This is a genomic window from Heyndrickxia oleronia, from assembly GCF_017809215.1.
GTDB classification, from domain to species: Bacteria; Bacillota; Bacilli; order Bacillales; family Bacillaceae_C; genus Heyndrickxia; species Heyndrickxia oleronia.
Window position 1 is genome coordinate 2621787 of record NZ_CP065424.1, and the last position, 17088, is coordinate 2638874.

Consider the following 17088-nt stretch of genomic DNA (forward strand, 5'->3'; position numbering starts at 1 on the left):
TTTCCATGAGGTGGATGTCAGTCATGCTGCCCGACAGGGTCCTTGCCCGTATTTTAGTTGTTTTACTGACTAATCCGTGCTTCAAATGTTTAAAACAATTAACCTACTAAATAATTTCAATCAAGAAAAGATATTAAGCTGCTACCTGTAATACGTCCATATGAGGAATGTCCGATAACATGCGTTCTTCACTAAATTCGCACTGCTTTTTACCGATGGTAAATAAAATACGTATGAGCTTATTACATATTGCAATTCAATTAGAGATTGCATCTTCTTCAAAGGATTATTTGGACGCTTTGTAAAATACTCATGTAATGCTTTAAAAGCGGTATTTTTAGCGACCAAAGGCATTGCAACTCGAAAGAGGAGAGCTCTTAATGTCTTCCTACCTCTCTTGGTAATTTAGGTTTGTCCTTTATGCTTACCAGATGTATTTTCCTTAAGACTAAGCCCAGCTAGTTTGATAATCTGCCTTGGGTGGGAATAGTAACTTAGGTCTCCTACCTCTGAAAAAAAGCCTGCAACCGTGTCTTTCCCTATTCCCTTAATAGCCAACATTTGTTCAACACCTGGAATTTGTTCAAGAAGTTTATCTATGTTAGATTCCAGTTCTTCGAACTTTTCTTTTATTAGTTCATATTTGTCTATTAACGTGCGAAGCTCTAACTTAGCCATATCAGAACCTTCCCTAATACCAATTGAAGCAACTGCAATCTTCTTTAGTTCTTTTATTTTACTGAGTCCCACTGCACGTTTAACAGCTTTTCGAAGATGTACTAGTATCTCCTGTTCGGAGAGAGCTACTAACTCATGTGGCAATAAATTTAGTTTTAATAATTGTATAGCAGATTTACCTTCCCAATCCTTAAAAGACGGTAAGAAACTCTGGAAAATAGCGGTCTATCCAATTATGGACTTGCCCTTGAACTGCTTGAAGATCAACAGATAGAAGATCACGTATTTTTCTAGCCACACGAAGTTCTGCATATCTCCCGTCTTTGACCAACTGTGCGATAACTCTTGCATCCTTTACATCATTTTTAGTTGGAGAATTATCATCTAACTCTTTACTTTTCTTTACATGCAAAGGATTTACAACTACAAACTTGATATTTTTCGCCTTAAGGAAGTGAGCTAAATTCAGCCAATAGTGACCTGTCGGCTCCATTCCTACGATCACTTTTTCCATATTGTTTTGATTCATTAACTTTTTTATCCACTCTAAGAAACAGTTAAAACTAGAATCTGTATTTTCAAAGTATAAAGGTGCTGAAAATTCTAAACCTCTAAAGTCTTGGGCTCTTGCCACATGCTTGTATTTAGCAATATCAACACCTATAATTAATGTTTGAGAAGTAATTTGAGCAATCTTTTCATTTTGGTTATAATTCATTTGAATAGCCTCCTGGTATATGTGTTTGTTGTCCTTTTTGCCGCCAAGCTTTGGACATTCATATCATACCAAGGGGCTTTTTTATGTTCAAACCTCATATTTCTTCATTACAGGAATGCTGCCCGTTAGTGTAAGTACACCTTTTCACAATCTCCTATATCCATTTCCTCTATATAAAAAAATACCAAAAACGACCGTTTTTGGTTGTAGAAAAGAGATTATCTAAAAATATTCAAAAACTACTTAAAACACATAACCAAAAATATAACCAAAATCAAATTACTAATATATCTATTTAAATACCCTTTATGGTATAGTAAATGTATTAAGTAAGGGGGGATTTGTGTTGAAATTTGGATATGCACGGGTAAGTACGCAAGATCAGTCATTGTCATTACAACTGGATGCTTTGAACCATTATGAAGTGGAACAGATTTTTGAAGAAAAAGAATCAGGTAAGAGGAAAAACCGGCCTCAATTGGACGAGCTACTTAAAGTTCTGCGTAAGGGCGACACAGTAGTTGTCTACAAATTAGATCGTATCAGTCGAAGTACCAAACATTTAATTGAACTCATGGAGCAGTTTGAAGCTAAGGGAATTCATTTCGTGTCTATTCAAGATAAAATTGACACAACAACAGCTATGGGGCGATTCTTTTTCAGAATGTTAGCCAGCATAGCCGAATTAGAACGGGACATCATTAGTGAACGAACTAAAGATGGACTGGTAGCTGCTAGAGCTAGGGGAAGAAATGGAGGTAGACCGAAGGTTGAACCTAAAAAAATCATGCTTGCCATGAAGATGTATGAAAGTAAAGACTACTCCTTATCTCAAATTAAAGAAGCCACAGGAATAGGAGCAACAACGTTATATCGTTACTTAGGAACGAAAGAAAAATCTGGCAAGGAGGTATAACATGAGAGGGAAAGAACTGTTAACCTCCGATCAGCGAAATATGTTTGTGTCTATTCCCGATGATATGAATGAGCATGACATAGAAATGCACTATACTTTTACCTCAGAAGATCTTGGATTTATTAATAAGCACCGAAGAGACCATAATCGCTTAGGGGTTGCTTTACAGCTCGCTGTCCTTCGGTATCCGGGTTGGACTTTATTTCAGATTAAAGACATTCCCAGCCCAATACTCGATTATATTGCAAAACAAATTGATGTCTCCCCTCAAGAATATACCCAGTATGCAAAACGGGTAGCAACTCGAAATGAACATCTAGAGGAACTTCGGCAACATTATGGCTACCAAAACTTATCCTTTGGGGCATATCGAATAATTGCACAATTTACTCTTAAACTCGCTCTTGAGAACGGAAATACAGACTACTTGATTCGCTCAACAATTGAAGAATTGCGAAGACAAAAAGTAATTTTGCCAGCACTGACAACAATAGAAAGGATTGTATGGGAAGCTCGTCAACGGGCAGAAGAACGAATTTTTAAATCTATCATCTCTACATTAAGTGAATCTCAAAAACAAAAGTTAGATCACTTACTTGATGTAAGTTCCACCAATTCAAAGACACCCCTTGCTTGGTTGCGAGAAGTTCCCGGTCAATCTTCTCCAGATGCCTTCTTAAAGGTTATAAAACGTCTTCAAGTCATACGAACTTTGCAACTTAATGTGGATATTAAAGAAATTCATCCAAATAGGGTCTTACAGCTAGCACGATTGGGTTCCAAATATGAACCCCGTTCATTCCGTAGATTTAAAGAGAATAAGAAATTTGCGCTTTTAGTTTTACACCTCCTACAACTTAGCCAAAACCTTACTGATCATGCCTTTGAGATACATGATCGGCAAATTAGCCTATTGTTATCAAAAGGACGTAAAGCTCAAGAAGAGATTCAGAGGTTAAATGGTAAATCAGTTAATGAAAAGGTTATTCACTTTGCAGATTTGGGAACAGCATTGATTCAAGCAAAAGAACAAGGGAAGGACCCATTTGAAGCCTTAGAAGCTATTATGCCTTGGGAGGACTTCGTAAACTCAATAGAAGAGGCGAAGCAATTATCACGCCCAATGGATTACGATTACTTAGACTTACTAAAATTTCGCTTTAACTACTTACGTAAATATACTCCAACATTGTTAGAAGCCCTAGAATTCACTTCTACAAAATCAGGAGAGCCATTGCTTCAAGCTATTGAGACCATTAAAGAGATGAACAAAAATAATAAACGAAAAATTCCAGAAGGAGCTCCTTTGGACTTTATCTCGAATCGCTGGCAAAAGCACGTTTATGATGATGATGGTAATATAAATCGCCAATATTATGAGATGTCTGTTCTTACCGAGTTAAGAAATCTTGTACGCTCAGGTAACGTTTCTATTAAAGGAAGTCGTCAGCATCAAGATTTTGATAATTATTTAGTGACAAAAGAAGCATGGGAGCAAAACAAGCACCTTAATGGACTTACCGCACCACCTTCTGTTGATGAATACTTAAAATTGAAAATAGATGCATTACATAATCGGCTTGAATGGATTAAAGCGAATATCACAGAATTAGATGGGGTTAATTTTGAAGACGGACGGCTGCATCTCCATCGTTTGGAGAAAAACGTTCCAGAAACAGCACGAGAATATAGTTTATCTCTATATCAACTGATACCTCGTGTGAAGTTGACAGATTTGCTTATGGAAGTAGCAAGTTGGACGGGATTCGAAAAGCAGTTCCTCCATGCTTCTACGCTGAATCCACCGAAAGAAGAAGAAAAGCCTGCGATCATGGCAGCGATTATGGCTATGGGAACAAACATCGGTCTTACTAAGATGGCAGAAGCGACACAAGGGGTTTCTTACCGGCAAATGTCCACAGCCTCACAATGGCGTTTATATGAAGATGCTATGAATAAAGCACAAGCCGTTATGGTGAATTTTCAACACCAGTTAAACTTGTCGTCGTACTGGGGCGATGGTACAACTTCTTCTTCAGATGGAATGCGTGTTCAAGTAGGAGTTTCATCCTTACACGCTGATGCAAATCCACATTACGGCACAGGGAAAGGAACAACCATTTATCGGTTTGTTAGTGACCAATTTTCTAGCTTCTATACGAAAGTGATTAATACAAACGCAAGAGACGCTGTTCATGTTATAGATGGTTTATTGCATCATGAAACCGACTTGCATATTGAAGAACATTATACAGATACGGCTGGTTATACGGATCAAGTATTCGGATTAACTAATTTGTTAGGATTTCGATTTGCCCCAAGACTACGAGACCTTGCAGATTCAAAACTTTATTCATTTGAAAAACCAGACCAATATCCAGAAATGGAGAAGTTGCTTCGTGGAAGAATTAACACCAAGATCATTCAGGAAAATTATGATGATGTATTAAGGTTGGCACATTCCATTCGTAAAGGAACGGTCTCTGCTTCTCTCATTATGGGGAAATTAGGTTCTTATTCTCGTCAAAATAGCCTTGCGACAACTTTAAGAGAGATGGGTCGCATAGATAAAACCTTGTTTATATTAGATTATATTTCTAGCGAAACATTGCGTCGGCGAATTCAACGTGGATTAAATAAAGGAGAAGCTATGAATGCATTGGCACGAGCTATTTTCTTTGGGAAACATGGGGAACTTAGAGAAAGAGCATTACAAGATCAATTACAGCGTGCCAGCGCCTTAAACTTAATTATTAATGCTATTAGTATTTGGAATACCGTGTATCTATCACAAGCAATTGAACATTTTAAAAATACAGGAAAGTATCAAGAGGAATTGCTCCCACACATATCACCATTAGGATGGGAACATATAAACTTTCTAGGAGAATATTCATTTATACCTGAGATTTTGAACTCAATACATTCCCTACGTCCACTTAGGATATAAAAAAACCCTAATTTTTCTGCTTAGCGTAGAAAAATTAGGGTTTTCATATCCAAAAAATGTCTTAGCGTATAATATCCGCGTTTTGTCGGCAGTACCCCTTTTATCTATTTATTTACAACATCTACATTGCATGAAGCAGCTCCAAGAGCAGCTTGACGTTCATTCCATGTCATTGGTGGTAGCGTACTTGGAATTTCAACCATGTCAATTGCCCCATCAACTGGACATACGATAGAACAAAGATTACAACCTACACAGTCATCTTCACGTACCTGTAAATATCCTTTTCCTGTTTCATCTTTTAACATATCAATACATTGATGGGATGTATCTTCACAGGCAATATGGCATTTATTGCAATTAATACATATATCGTTATTTATCCGCGCGACAATTTTATAATTTAAGTCGAGATTTCCCCAATCGGAATATTTTTCTACTGACTTCCCTATTAAGTCCATTACAGAAGATATTCCTTTGTCATCTAAGTAATGATCTAGTCCCTCAATCATATCCTCTACAATCCTAAATCCATGGTGCATTGCTGCTGTACAAACCTGAACTCCAGTTGCTCCCATTAGCATAAACTCCACTGCATCCTGCCAGCTTGAAATTCCACCTATACCAGATATCGGAATGTTGATTCTAGGATTGCGTGCGCATTCCCCAACCATATTAAGAGCAATTGGTTTAACTGCAGGACCACAATATCCTCCATGTGCACCTTTTCCAGCAACATGTGGAATCGTATTCCATGTATGAATATCCACTCCTGCCAAACTATTAATTGTATTTATCATACTGATTGCATCCGCACCACCATTTGCTGCGGATTGAGCAGTAACAGTAATATCTGTAATATTCGGAGTTAGTTTTACAATAACAGGTGTTTGAGCAGCTTCCTTCACCCAATAGGTTTGTTTTTCAACAAGCTCTGGAACTTGACCAGAAGCAGATCCCATCCCCCTTTCCGCCATGCCATGTGGGCAACCAAAATTTAGTTCCAGTCCGTCCACACCAACATCCTCAACTCTTTTTACAATTTCATGCCATTTTTCCTGCTTAGGTTCCACCATCAGTGAAGCAATAATTGCATGATTAGGAAATCTTTTTTTAGTTTCATAGATTTCTTGCAAATTAACCTCTAAAGGTCGGTCAGTTATGAGTTCGATATTATTAAACCCCGCTACCTTTTGACCATTAAAACTAACAGCTGCAAAACGTGATGAAACATTTAGAATGGGATCACCCAATGTTTTCCAAACTGCTCCTCCCCAACCTGCATCAAATGCTCGTTGAACTTGATAACCAGAGTTAGTTGGAGGAGCAGAAGCTAACCAAAATGGGTTTGGTGATTGAATTCCTGCTAAATTAATCTGTAAATCTGCCATTTCCTTACCTCCTGCCCTTTTTAAAGATATGCTATATTGTCCAAACTAAGCAGTCTCTGCGGAAGTTTTGCTTAATTGCTTGTGGATTGCATATGCTGCGTCTTTTCCTTGCTGTGCAGCTGATACAACCATAGCTTCACCTTGACCTTTTCCAAAGATGACATCTCCACATGCATAGACTTTTGCATTAGACGTTTGATAAGTTTGCTGATCAATCTTTACTACGCCACTATTATGTTCAAGTTGAAATTCTTCAATTAACTGATTGTATCTTGATTGTCCAATTGCTTTTATAACAGCATCTACTTCTAATATAAATTCGGATCCTTCAATTGGTATCGGGCGAGCACGACCATCGTCATCAGATTTACCTAATTTCATTTTGATACATTCAATCCCTATGACCTTTCCATCTTCATTCCCGATAATCCGTTTTGGTGCAGTAAGCCATCTAAATTCAACCCCATCTTGCTTGGCAAATTCATATTCAAATTCATAGGCGGTCATTTCCTCACTAGTCCTTCTATAAAGAATCTTCACATTTTCAGCTCCCAATCGAATGGAACATGTTGCACCATCGATTGCTGTATTTCCCGCTCCGATAACAACCACCTTCTTACCGAGAAACGTATTAGAAATAGGTTTTGTTTTCGTTTCTTTTACGAAGTCAATCGCATCATATACACCGTCTAAATCTTCACCGACAATCCCTAAATTAGGAACACTCGCCATCCCTATTGCAAGTAAAACAGCATCATAATTGTCCATTATTTCTTTTACTGAAATATCCTTTCCTACTCTTGTGTTTGTCTTTATTTCAACATCAAGACTTTCTACTTGCTTTACTTCCCAATAGGAAATATCTTGTGGAAGCCTAAAAGACACTATTCCATACGTGTTTAATCCACCAGCATGTTTTTCAGCCTCAAAAATCGTCACATTATAACCTAATAATCCGAGCTCTCGAGCAGCAGCAAGACCAGCTGGCCCTCCACCAACGATTGCTACTTTCCTACCATTCTTTTTTCCTGGTTTAAATAATACTTGTTGATTTTTAATTGCCCAATCTGTGGCATACCTTTGTAAATTGCCAATCATAATTGGTTTCGTTGAATGATTAAGTACACATGCCCCCTCACATAATTCCTCAGTTGGACAAACACGAGAACAGCTTGCACCAACAGGGTTAGCTGTCATAATCGTTTTAGCAGACCCTTTTAAATTTCCTGAGGCAATTTTTTTTATAAATGTCGGAATGTCAATTCCCGTTGGACATGCTTGTATACAAGGAGGATCGTAGCAATATAAACATCTATTCGACTCTTCTATTGCTTCCTGATTTGTTAACCCAGGAAATACTTCATTAAAGTTTTGCTGTAAATCTTCATAAGAAATTCTAGTCACTATGTTTTAGCCTCCTTTGGAAAAGATAAATACTATATGAAGATATATATAAAGGGCTTTACGTTTGGAAAAGTTGTAAAGCCCTTGTTGAAAAATAAATTAAGGTAATAGAGCCGTCATCTCTTGATAAGTTTCCGGTCTGCGATCCCGATAAAATTGCCAAGTATCTCGTACTTCTCTAATCATTTTTTTATTCATTTCACCGATGACAATTTCATCTTGGTCCCGACTACCCATTGCTACAAATTCCCCTCTTGGGTCAACAAGATAGGATTGACCATAAAATTCACCCATATTCCATGGACCCTCTGTACCTACTCTATTGATTGCACCTAAATAATAGCCATTTGCAACTGCGTGTGCTGGTTGCTCAAGCTTCCATAAATATTCTGATAATCCCGCAACTGTTGCAGATGGGTTTAAAACAATTTCGGCGCCATTTAAACCCAGCAATCTTGCACCTTCAGGAAAATGTCGATCATAACATATGTAGACACCAACTTTTGCAAATGCAGTATCAAACACAGGATATCCTAAATTGCCAGGCTTAAAATAAAATTTTTCCCAGAAACCATACCCCTGATCTCCAACTCCTACATGAGGAATATGTTGTTTACGATATTTTCCCAAATATGAGCCATCTGCATCTATCACTGCGGCTGTATTGTAATAAGTTGCAATCCCTTCTTTTTCATAAATTGGTAATACTATAACAACTCCTAATTCCTTTGCTAGATCTTGAAATAGTTTCGTTGTAGGTCCATTCGGAATCTCTTCTGCAGCATCATACCACTTTGTATTTTGCTCAGAACAGAAATAAGGTCCATAAAATATCTCCTGCAAACAAATGATTTGCGCACCCTTTTCTTTTGCATCTTTAACGAGTTGAATATGTTTTTCTATAGCCTTTTGTTTATGAACATCAACGGGTTCATTTCCATCTACATCATTTGAAGCTTGAATAAGTCCAATTTTCACGTTGTCTGTCATGGTCAATTCCTCCTTTATAAATAGATTGGCCAATATACATATATGAATATATTATTTACCCTATTACTTTATATTCGGAAAACGCTTTCAAAAGATGTTGTCATTTTGAGTTTTTTACCCAAAATAGAAGTTTAAGCTTAGTTTACTTTTTTCTTGCTTGGATTGCATTATACACAATGTTAAATGATGTACATGATTTGTTTTTCATAATGTAACATTTGACAAATATAAACAATGTCTACTGAAGAAATCCGTTTCAGTTATTGTAATCACCTAGTCTAGTTATCTAACTATTTTCAGAATTCCATACGGAAATGATCGCTTTTTGGTAAAATTTCATACGGATCTCTGAAAGAATATCAATTCCATTCACCACCCAATATCTTTTGTCGCTTGGTATCTCCTCTATAAAATCCTTGTATTTCCTTTTGCCACCCCTCATAAGCAAGCTTCTCAAATGCTGTTAATTTTGCCTATAGAGAATAAATACTTTGAGAACTATCATTTATATAAATGGATGGTGTATATTTTAATGTTTCATCTATATAATTTATTCAACTTCCACTTGAAATCGTTAATAATAGAAATAAGTTCTTCTTCTTTAACCTTTTCATGCAAAAGATCATAAAATCGTTAATCAATGACATTCCAATTAAAGGGTTTATTTTGAATAATTGCGACAATCTTATACTCAGCATTACTAATCTCCAACATTTCATAGAACTCCCCATATATGAAGTATAGTAAAAAAGTCGATTTCCTCAGATGAACCTCAGCCCAATTGTTAGTTTGTCTAACTATTGGGCTGAGGTTCAAAACATGAAATCGACTTTTTTAGATTACCGTCTTTAGTGATTTAATCTTAGATTTTCCTATCTTATAGTAAGTTTTTTATCTCTTGTATTTTTTGTGGATCAATTGGATAACTAAAACTAGATTGATGATGTACTCCGGAGCCAAAATGAATTTCTGTCACCTTCACTTGTTCTAAAAGGTTGCCAATATTGTTCGGCGTTAAGCCAGACCCTGCCATAATCTTAAGTGATGTACCCTCACACTTATTCACCAATTGTTGCAGCTCACTAGTTGCATCTATTGCTTTATCCTTGCCACCTGATGTTAGTATACGAGAAATCTCCGGATATTGTTGTATGACATTTAAGGCTTCTAATTGATCATTTACTTCATCAAACGCCCGATGAAATGTAATATCTAATCCATTTGAGGCATCCAACAGTTTTTTCAAAGCTTCCTTATCAATATCCCCATCCTTATTCAATACACCCCAAACAACCCCTGCAGCCCCAAGCTCCTTACAAATCTGTATATCCTTCACCATACTATTCAATTCAGTATTAGAATAACTAAAGCTGCGACTATGTGGACGTATCATCACATACACTGGAATCGACACAGCTTTACAAACCGCTTCTATGATACCATAGCTAGGAGTTAGACCACCCTCTGCGACTCCAGTTATCAGTTCAATACGATTAGCACCTGCTTGCTCCGCTATTATTGCATCCTCAACGGTATCTGCAATGACTTCAATTATCATATGTAAGCTCACCTCTAATTTATATCAGTAACTACCCACTTTATTTTACCTTAAAAGAATAAGGAGAGCATCTAATCTATTTACTTTTTTATTAAGGCACTTTTTATTAAATTATTATTAACGTAATGTTTCAGCTAAGAAATAAGCAACATTTCAATTCACTAAGAACAGAACTCTAACTTCATAAGGAATGAAATAAAGCATTTATCCAAGGGATACCTTTTCTTTCACAATTTCAACAATGAGAGGAATACTTAGATGATCTGTCTGAATGTACTCCCCAAAGTCATATGTATTAAATGCATTTATACATTTTCTTGTTTGCTGGAAGCACCAGTTTCCTTCTTCTTCCCCACGTCTTCTTAATCTTTCATAAATCGTTTCTTCCTCTGCAATCAGACAAAAATGATAGGGATCCTGATTTAACTTTTTAAAACCATCTATTATATAATGAAGATATTCCTGTTTACGAATTGTCATAGGGATAATTAGATTCATTTTGTATGTTTGAATCAACCGATTGGCCAAAACAACTGTTAACTCTTTCCAAAGCTGTAAATCCTGAAAGTCACCAGTATTTGCTTCCTTTTGTTTAATTTCGTTTGGAATGATGTTCCTAAGCATAAAGCCAACTTCTTCTGGATCGAAAATCATGCTATTATCCATTTGTTTCACTAACTCATTTGCAACAGAAGTCTTTCCAACTCCAAACGCACCATTAATCATAATAATCATTTATGTAACTCCTTTAATTCTATCAGAAATGTATGTATTCATATCCGTTTCCCAGATACAATGTGCCAATGTAGATGCTTTGATTCTTGATAATTTCCTAAATTAGTAATCACCCTACACGCACCATACTCCTGTTCTATTTTCCAAGCAACTTTTCGTACAGTCTCTATTAACTCATACAATATCTTCTGATCACACTCATCTATTCTTGTTAATGAAGGAATATGTTTTTTCGGAATTGCCACAATATGAACTTGATACGAAGGTTTTGTATGATAGTAGGCTAAAGTATTATCGGTTTCCACTATTTTTTCTACTTCCGTTTTTCCACTTAACACTTCATCACAATAGAAATCTATCGTCATAGATATTCCTCCTGTTTTTTTTATTTCAAAAAGGAATGAATAATATGTTCGAATTCATCCTTCTCTTCTAAAAATGGATAATGATTACTTTGTTCAAAAATATGTAATTGAGAATCCGGAATAAGTTGATGCATTTCGATAGAATATTTAACAGGGCATTGAACATCGTGTTTCCCACATAAAATAAGTGTTTTTGATGTGATTTCCGGTAGTTTTCTTGTGATATCATAAATTAATGCCTCTCTGCTAAAGAAATTTAGTCTTTTCGCAGATGTTCCTTTATTGATTGAACAGTTGAAATAATCTTCATATCTTTCAGGTTTATATAAGGATATTTGTGTTCTCTCTTTTATTAATTTCTGTCTATCTGAAAATGAAAGGCCATCCCTCTTCAATTCCTTCATCAATTCTTGCATTCTATTAAAATGAGGATGACGTTCATTATATATACATTCTGGTGTAGAAGAATAATAATCTCTAGCTGCCGATCCTACAATAATTAATGAATCTAAGGATGAAGAATAATGAATACCATATAAAGCACCTATCATTCCACCAGTAGAATGTCCTGCATATGTCCATGATGAATATCCGAGTTCTTGTCTTATTTCTTCAAGATCTAATACCGTTTCAATCATACTTAACTGATAGGGTTCCTCTGCTCTGTCAGAATTTCCACACTCTCTAAGATTAACAAGAATTACTTTGTTATTATTTATAAAGGTTTGGGCGAAATAATCCCCCGATTCATTAAATACTGAATAATGATGGGTAACACAAATTGGATTACCCTGACCCGCAATAAAAATTTCAAAATTTCCTCGTTTAGTTTTAATGATTTCTCTTTTCCAATGATTCATCTATTTCTCCTTTACACTAGTATTCTGGTAGTTATTTATGTATCCATTTCTTTATTATTAATATCGGAATATAGCTAAGGCAATCAGGAAATACTTTGAAGTTTTCTAAAGTTTGCTCATTTTTTGTTAATTGCCTTAACTATTATAAAATGTGGCTTTTTCATTAATTTTTCATATTTCTCAGGAGACTCAGTTTTGAAAGCTTGTGTTGGTTGGGGTTCAATCACTTTTTCAATGATAAAATGTGCAGTGGTCACATTTATCATTTCGTTCAAGGGACGTCGGTAAAACGGTACTTCTATTATTTTTCCTTCCTTATTCCAGCGATCAATCAATAATTCCTTTGCAAAGTAATCTTCATTTTGTGAGATTTGTATATCCATGAATGGATGATGTACCGAATATAAAAGCACTCCATTAGATTTTAAGATTCGCTGAAACTCTCCAAAAGTTTTTTCCCAATCTTTAATATAATGAAGAGTTAGTGAACTAATAATCATATCAAAGGAATTATCATCGAATGGAAGATCTTTTTCTAAATCTACACATATGACCTCTGCTTTTTGTTTCACACGTCTTTTTGTCGCAGCAACCATGTCTGGACTTAAATCTGTTGCAACGACACTTGCTTCACGATTGATTAATTGCTCGGTATACCAGCCTGCTGCACAGCCAGCATCAAGTACTCTCATGCTTCTTATATTATTGGGGATGTTCCTCAGCATAGAAGGTCTTTCATACTCACGATTATGAAGACTAACTTTATCGACACTATTTTCATAAGCATGAGCAAGCTGATTAAAGGTTCTTTTTATTTGTTCTTTCATTTTTCACCTCGTAAATATGTAAATGAATGGTTCACCTTACAATTTCTCTATTACTTTATGTTATTCCTTCAAATTTATGGATATCATCATCGACATGAGGCTTTTTTTTTAATGATTTTAAACTAAATACTATAAGTTTATCAGTAAAATGAAGATATCTGAAAATTATATGGAGGTTACAATGGAAGCTTTTTACTTTTCATTGGCAATTCTCTGCTTTGGAATTTCCATCATGATTTTTATTGAGTTACTGTTAAATAGTGGATTAAAGGAGGCATTAGATATTTCAAAGAAGTCAGTTAAACTAATGGTTGGGATATTTATTATGTATGTTCTAAGTTTTTCCTCCTATATTCTCTACCAAGTGTTATAGAAAAAGAGCAGTCTGCTAAAATAGATCAGACTGCTCCCAAGTGTTTAAATTCTTTACCTTATTTTTGTTGTATGAGTAAACCCTCAGTGAATTTTTGTGCTCAAACTTGAATGTTGACACACATTTTCTTCAACATTCCCGGTTTATGTGTTTCAATCTCTGTTCTTGAGATACATTTTCAACGATATTCCCGGTTTGTGTGTTTCAATCTTTATTCTTGAAACACATTTTCAACGACATTCGCGGTTTATCTGTTTCCAACCCTATTCTTGAGACACATTTTCTTCAATATTCACGATTTATCTGTTTCCAACCACCATCCCTAAGACGCATTTTACCCAATTTTCTTGATTAACCTGTCATTTTTTTATTTTCCTCAAATAAGACTGCTTTTGAAGGGATAAAAATAGTAAGTAATAGTATCACTGCTAATACAGTTCCAATAATGGAGAAAATTAAACAAACTAATTGAAGTGTATACCATTCAGCAAATAAGCCTAATAGTAGGGTTAATCCAATTTGTACAACACCTTGAAACATATCGGCTATACTACTAAATCTCCCCATAATTTCTATTGGTACATTATTTTGGAAAAAAGTAGCATACCCTGCATTAGCGAACGCCATAAAAAAGCCCAAAAATATAAAGGCTAATGTAGCAGTCAGAAAATTATATGATGAATAAAACCCGACATAACCTACCGAGGTAAGAAGCATCCCCACACCTAAATAGAGTTTGAGTTGTAATTTTTTGGCTAATATAGCCGCAACTGCTGCACCTGTTAATGAACCAATTCCGGTTATACTGACAATTATTCCATAATCTCGATCAGATAATTTTATATTTTGTTTAATAAAAGTTACCTCTTGTGAGTCTAATGAAAAACCTATGAGTAAGGCAAGCTGGAATAACAGATATATAATAATAAAATTCCTCGCTTTCAGTGCAAAATTTTTAACAATTATCCAATCTTTCATGATCATTTTCCAATGGATTTGTAGCTGTGAGTTATTCGATTTCTCATCTACATTCGGGAGAAGATAGATAAAAAAGGCACAAACTAAAAAAGTAACTGCATTTATAATGATGCAAAGTTCCGTTCCAACATGCATGATAAGAATTCCGGCAATTGCTGGACCAAGTAGAAATGCACCTGAATTCGTCATACTCATGATTGAATTAAATCTCTTTCGATTGTCTCTAGGTATTAGCTTTGTTATATATACAGATGAACTTGGACCAAAAAATGAACCGACAATATTAATCATTAATAGAATTGTATAAATGATCCATAAGGAACCGATAAAAGGAATACAAAAGACGAGAACTCCTCTTATTAAATCAATTGCAATCATTAAATATCTTTTATTTACGCGATCAATTACACTGCCAGCCCAAGTATTTGTTAGTAGTACAGCAATTGGTCGAATGATATACAGACCCGCTACTGCAGCTGCAGAACCAGTAAGTTCTAAAATAGAAAGGTTTAAAGCAATTAAATAGATCCAATTTCCTAAATAAGATATACCGATTCCAGAGAGTAACAGAATCGGTTTTTTCCAAATGTTCATTTTTTCCCCTTTTCCATGTGACATTCTAACCAACTAATCCTTTACTCTTAAAAAATATCCATCTTTATTTTTCGTATTTTCACCCTTGATTTTTCCTACTCCATCAATTAATAAACAATCTTTCATGGATATAGGTTCTTGATTCAAAATTATTTGAAGCTGATGTATATTTCGCCAATTATGATTAAAGTAGGTTATAACAGGATATTGAAAAAGATATTCCTCATTATTGATGATTAATTTTATAAAATTTCGATGCAAAACTTTTTTACCACTTAATACGATATTCATTGGATCAAAAGCATTTACTTTCATGGACCCTTCAATCAATAGATGGTAACCAGGTTTATGAATGAATTGACCAAATTCCTGTTCTCTTTGATCGTTCACAAATTCAATCATCTCATCCGTTTCTTTACTAATCTCTACCTTGATATAATGATTGTTCTCTAATTGAATCATCCTACTAAAAAATTCATATAAAGAGAGGTTAGATTGAAAATAGCTTTTATACCATCCAGGTGATAGTTTGTCTAGTAGTAAGCAGATGAACATCCCTGAACTATAACAACCTCTTCTAATATTTAAGCAGGATTCTGTTTGATCAATCAGCATTTTTCCATACTTTTGTAAATGATCAGAATCCGATTGCCGTGATTTATCACAATAAGCCTTCCATTCAACATACCATGCTGGACCTTCAATCGTTTCAACTAATGTCTCGTAGTGAAAATATTCCCCTATTAGCTCTTTTCTTTTTTCTCTAATAGAGAAAAATTGAATGATCTCTTCCGCTTGATTTGAAAGAACCGCTCGATAAAGTGAAATCCTTTCTCGATTTCTTAATTCAATATTTTCCCTCGTTAACGGATATGTAATCCCGAGTATTTCATCAGGAAACCGCTTTTCACCTTGTAAGTGCTGATAGCCATGGAATAATTCATGTATAAGAAGCGAAAATAATTCTGCAAAATCACTGATTATATCAAAATTAACAATCGCAGTAGGATAATCCTCAAATAATATTAAAGTATCGCCAACAAAGCGATCATCCCAAGATAACACGACAAATGTAGGAAACTTTGACATGTAGTTCGGATGATTAAATAAAAATACTTTTTCCTCATTATAAATAGCGTAGGCTACTGGTTTAAAGCCCTCCCAATAGCGATTTGTAATAGTCGTATTAATTTCATCCATTAATTGATATAAATCGATTTTCATGCCTACAGGCTCCTTCCATAGAATAAATCCTCCTATTCAATCAAATATTCACTTATCAAAAATTGATTGTCTTTTAACCTTGTAATCTTACTGTTATGAAGGGATTCATATTCCTGTAACCGATCTTCAATAGACTTACCCTCTGAATTTAAAAATAAATCTTCACGATCATAATGAGGAAAAATTATTTTATTAGTTAATCCTAATGGTTTAAAATCCTGCAATTTTATACTATTCTTTTCTGGTGTAAAATAATGAACAATTTCAATATTAGGACCCAGTACAACTGCTCCGGCACTCACTCCAATAATCATGTTTCCACGGCGTGCAAAATCCTCAAAATAATGTCCGTACGACTTTTCTTTTTCTGGTATAATAAATAAAAAGGATTTCCTCCGTTAATATAAATAATATGACATTGTTCCAGTAGTTGCAGATTATCATATTCAATATCAATAAAACCAACCTGCGTGAATCCCATTTGCAGAAAATCTTTTTTCGCTTTTTAAGGCAAATCTATTATTCTC

General features: G+C 35.1%; 14 protein-coding genes and 1 pseudogene. 3 read left to right on the top strand and 12 right to left on the bottom strand.

What is annotated here, in order from left to right; translation table 11 throughout:
• Window positions 1-133 precede the first annotated feature (133 nt).
• Window positions 134-1396: pseudogene (locus I5818_RS13090) on the bottom strand (IS110 family RNA-guided transposase).
• A 346-nt stretch (window positions 1397-1742) separates the two neighbouring features.
• Here I5818_RS13090 and I5818_RS13095 point away from each other — a divergent pair.
• Complete coding sequence (locus I5818_RS13095) at window positions 1743-2312, top strand: recombinase family protein (protein WP_000668444.1); 570 nt, start codon at window positions 1743-1745, stop codon at window positions 2310-2312.
• 1 nt (window position 2313) lies between these two features.
• Window positions 2314-5262, top strand: coding sequence for a Tn3 family transposase (locus I5818_RS13100; RefSeq protein ID WP_078110569.1), 2949 nt, complete (start codon window positions 2314-2316; stop codon window positions 5260-5262).
• 104 nt (window positions 5263-5366) lie between these two features.
• On the opposite strand, the gene preA is transcribed toward I5818_RS13100, so the two are convergent.
• From preA to I5818_RS13140, 8 genes are all read right to left on the bottom strand, one after another.
• The gene (gene preA, locus I5818_RS13105) at window positions 5367-6653 is read right to left on the bottom strand and encodes an NAD-dependent dihydropyrimidine dehydrogenase subunit PreA (RefSeq protein WP_078110570.1); all 1287 of its coding nucleotides are present in this window, start codon (window positions 6651-6653) and stop codon (window positions 5367-5369) included.
• Between the two features lie 45 nt (window positions 6654-6698).
• Window positions 6699-8048: an NAD(P)-dependent oxidoreductase gene (locus I5818_RS13110; protein WP_390883618.1), complete on the bottom strand. Its 1350-nt coding sequence runs from the start codon at window positions 8046-8048 to the stop codon at window positions 6699-6701.
• A 108-nt stretch (window positions 8049-8156) separates the two neighbouring features.
• Window positions 8157-9047, bottom strand: coding sequence for a nitrilase-related carbon-nitrogen hydrolase (locus tag I5818_RS13115; RefSeq protein ID WP_078110572.1), 891 nt, complete (start codon window positions 9045-9047; stop codon window positions 8157-8159).
• A gap of 877 nt (window positions 9048-9924) precedes the next feature.
• A complete protein-coding gene (locus I5818_RS13120; RefSeq protein WP_078111041.1) occupies window positions 9925-10605 on the bottom strand; it encodes a copper homeostasis protein CutC in 681 nt (226 codons plus the stop codon).
• A 204-nt stretch (window positions 10606-10809) separates the two neighbouring features.
• Window positions 10810-11340 (bottom strand): AAA family ATPase, encoded by a 531-nt coding sequence (locus tag I5818_RS13125; protein WP_078111040.1) that lies wholly within the window; start codon window positions 11338-11340, stop codon window positions 10810-10812.
• A 38-nt stretch (window positions 11341-11378) separates the two neighbouring features.
• Window positions 11379-11705 (bottom strand): HIT domain-containing protein, encoded by a 327-nt coding sequence (locus tag I5818_RS13130; protein WP_071975875.1) that lies wholly within the window; start codon window positions 11703-11705, stop codon window positions 11379-11381.
• Window positions 11706-11725: 20 nt separating this feature from the next.
• On the bottom strand, window positions 11726-12565 hold the full coding sequence (locus I5818_RS13135; protein WP_058003766.1) for an alpha/beta fold hydrolase: 840 nt from the start codon (window positions 12563-12565) through the stop codon (window positions 11726-11728).
• A 116-nt stretch (window positions 12566-12681) separates the two neighbouring features.
• Entirely contained in the window at window positions 12682-13392 is a 711-nt protein-coding gene (locus tag I5818_RS13140) for a class I SAM-dependent methyltransferase (protein ID WP_071975874.1), read from the bottom strand.
• Window positions 13393-13573: 181 nt separating this feature from the next.
• On the opposite strand from I5818_RS13140, the gene I5818_RS13145 reads away from it, so the two are divergent.
• On the top strand, window positions 13574-13765 hold the full coding sequence (locus tag I5818_RS13145; RefSeq protein ID WP_071975873.1) for a hypothetical protein: 192 nt from the start codon (window positions 13574-13576) through the stop codon (window positions 13763-13765).
• A gap of 351 nt (window positions 13766-14116) precedes the next feature.
• Here the strand turns inward: I5818_RS13145 and I5818_RS13150 are convergent, their stop codons facing one another.
• The 3 genes from I5818_RS13150 to I5818_RS26060 are packed head-to-tail and all read right to left on the bottom strand — an operon-like array spanning window position 14117 to window position 16875.
• The gene (locus I5818_RS13150; protein ID WP_078111042.1) at window positions 14117-15337 is read right to left on the bottom strand and encodes an MFS transporter; all 1221 of its coding nucleotides are present in this window, start codon (window positions 15335-15337) and stop codon (window positions 14117-14119) included.
• A gap of 33 nt (window positions 15338-15370) precedes the next feature.
• Window positions 15371-16561: a hypothetical protein gene (locus I5818_RS13155; RefSeq protein WP_078111039.1), complete on the bottom strand. Its 1191-nt coding sequence runs from the start codon at window positions 16559-16561 to the stop codon at window positions 15371-15373.
• 32 nt (window positions 16562-16593) lie between these two features.
• Entirely contained in the window at window positions 16594-16875 is a 282-nt protein-coding gene (locus I5818_RS26060; protein ID WP_235849794.1) for a Type 1 glutamine amidotransferase-like domain-containing protein, read from the bottom strand.
• Window positions 16876-17088: the final 213 nt, after the last annotated feature.

Bases quoted from the DNA above. Each gene is read 5' to 3' on its own strand.
- I5818_RS13100 (WP_078110569.1), top strand. From the start codon at position 2,314: ATGAGAGGGAAAGAACTGTTAACCTCCGATCAGCGAAATATGTTTGTG.
- preA (WP_078110570.1), bottom strand. From the start codon at position 6,653: ATGGCAGATTTACAGATTAATTTAGCAGGAATTCAATCACCAAACCCA.
- I5818_RS13115 (WP_078110572.1), bottom strand. From the start codon at position 9,047: ATGACAGACAACGTGAAAATTGGACTTATTCAAGCTTCAAATGATGTA.
- I5818_RS13120 (WP_078111041.1), bottom strand. From the start codon at position 10,605: ATGATAATTGAAGTCATTGCAGATACCGTTGAGGATGCAATAATAGCG.
- I5818_RS13125 (WP_078111040.1), bottom strand. From the start codon at position 11,340: ATGATTATTATGATTAATGGTGCGTTTGGAGTTGGAAAGACTTCTGTT.
- I5818_RS13130 (WP_071975875.1), bottom strand. From the start codon at position 11,705: ATGACGATAGATTTCTATTGTGATGAAGTGTTAAGTGGAAAAACGGAA.
- I5818_RS13135 (WP_058003766.1), bottom strand. From the start codon at position 12,565: ATGAATCATTGGAAAAGAGAAATCATTAAAACTAAACGAGGAAATTTT.
- I5818_RS13140 (WP_071975874.1), bottom strand. From the start codon at position 13,392: ATGAAAGAACAAATAAAAAGAACCTTTAATCAGCTTGCTCATGCTTAT.
- I5818_RS13145 (WP_071975873.1), top strand. From the start codon at position 13,574: ATGGAAGCTTTTTACTTTTCATTGGCAATTCTCTGCTTTGGAATTTCC.
- I5818_RS13150 (WP_078111042.1), bottom strand. From the start codon at position 15,337: ATGAACATTTGGAAAAAACCGATTCTGTTACTCTCTGGAATCGGTATA.
- I5818_RS13155 (WP_078111039.1), bottom strand. From the start codon at position 16,561: ATGAAAATCGATTTATATCAATTAATGGATGAAATTAATACGACTATT.
- I5818_RS26060 (WP_235849794.1), bottom strand. From the start codon at position 16,875: ATGATTATTGGAGTGAGTGCCGGAGCAGTTGTACTGGGTCCTAATATT.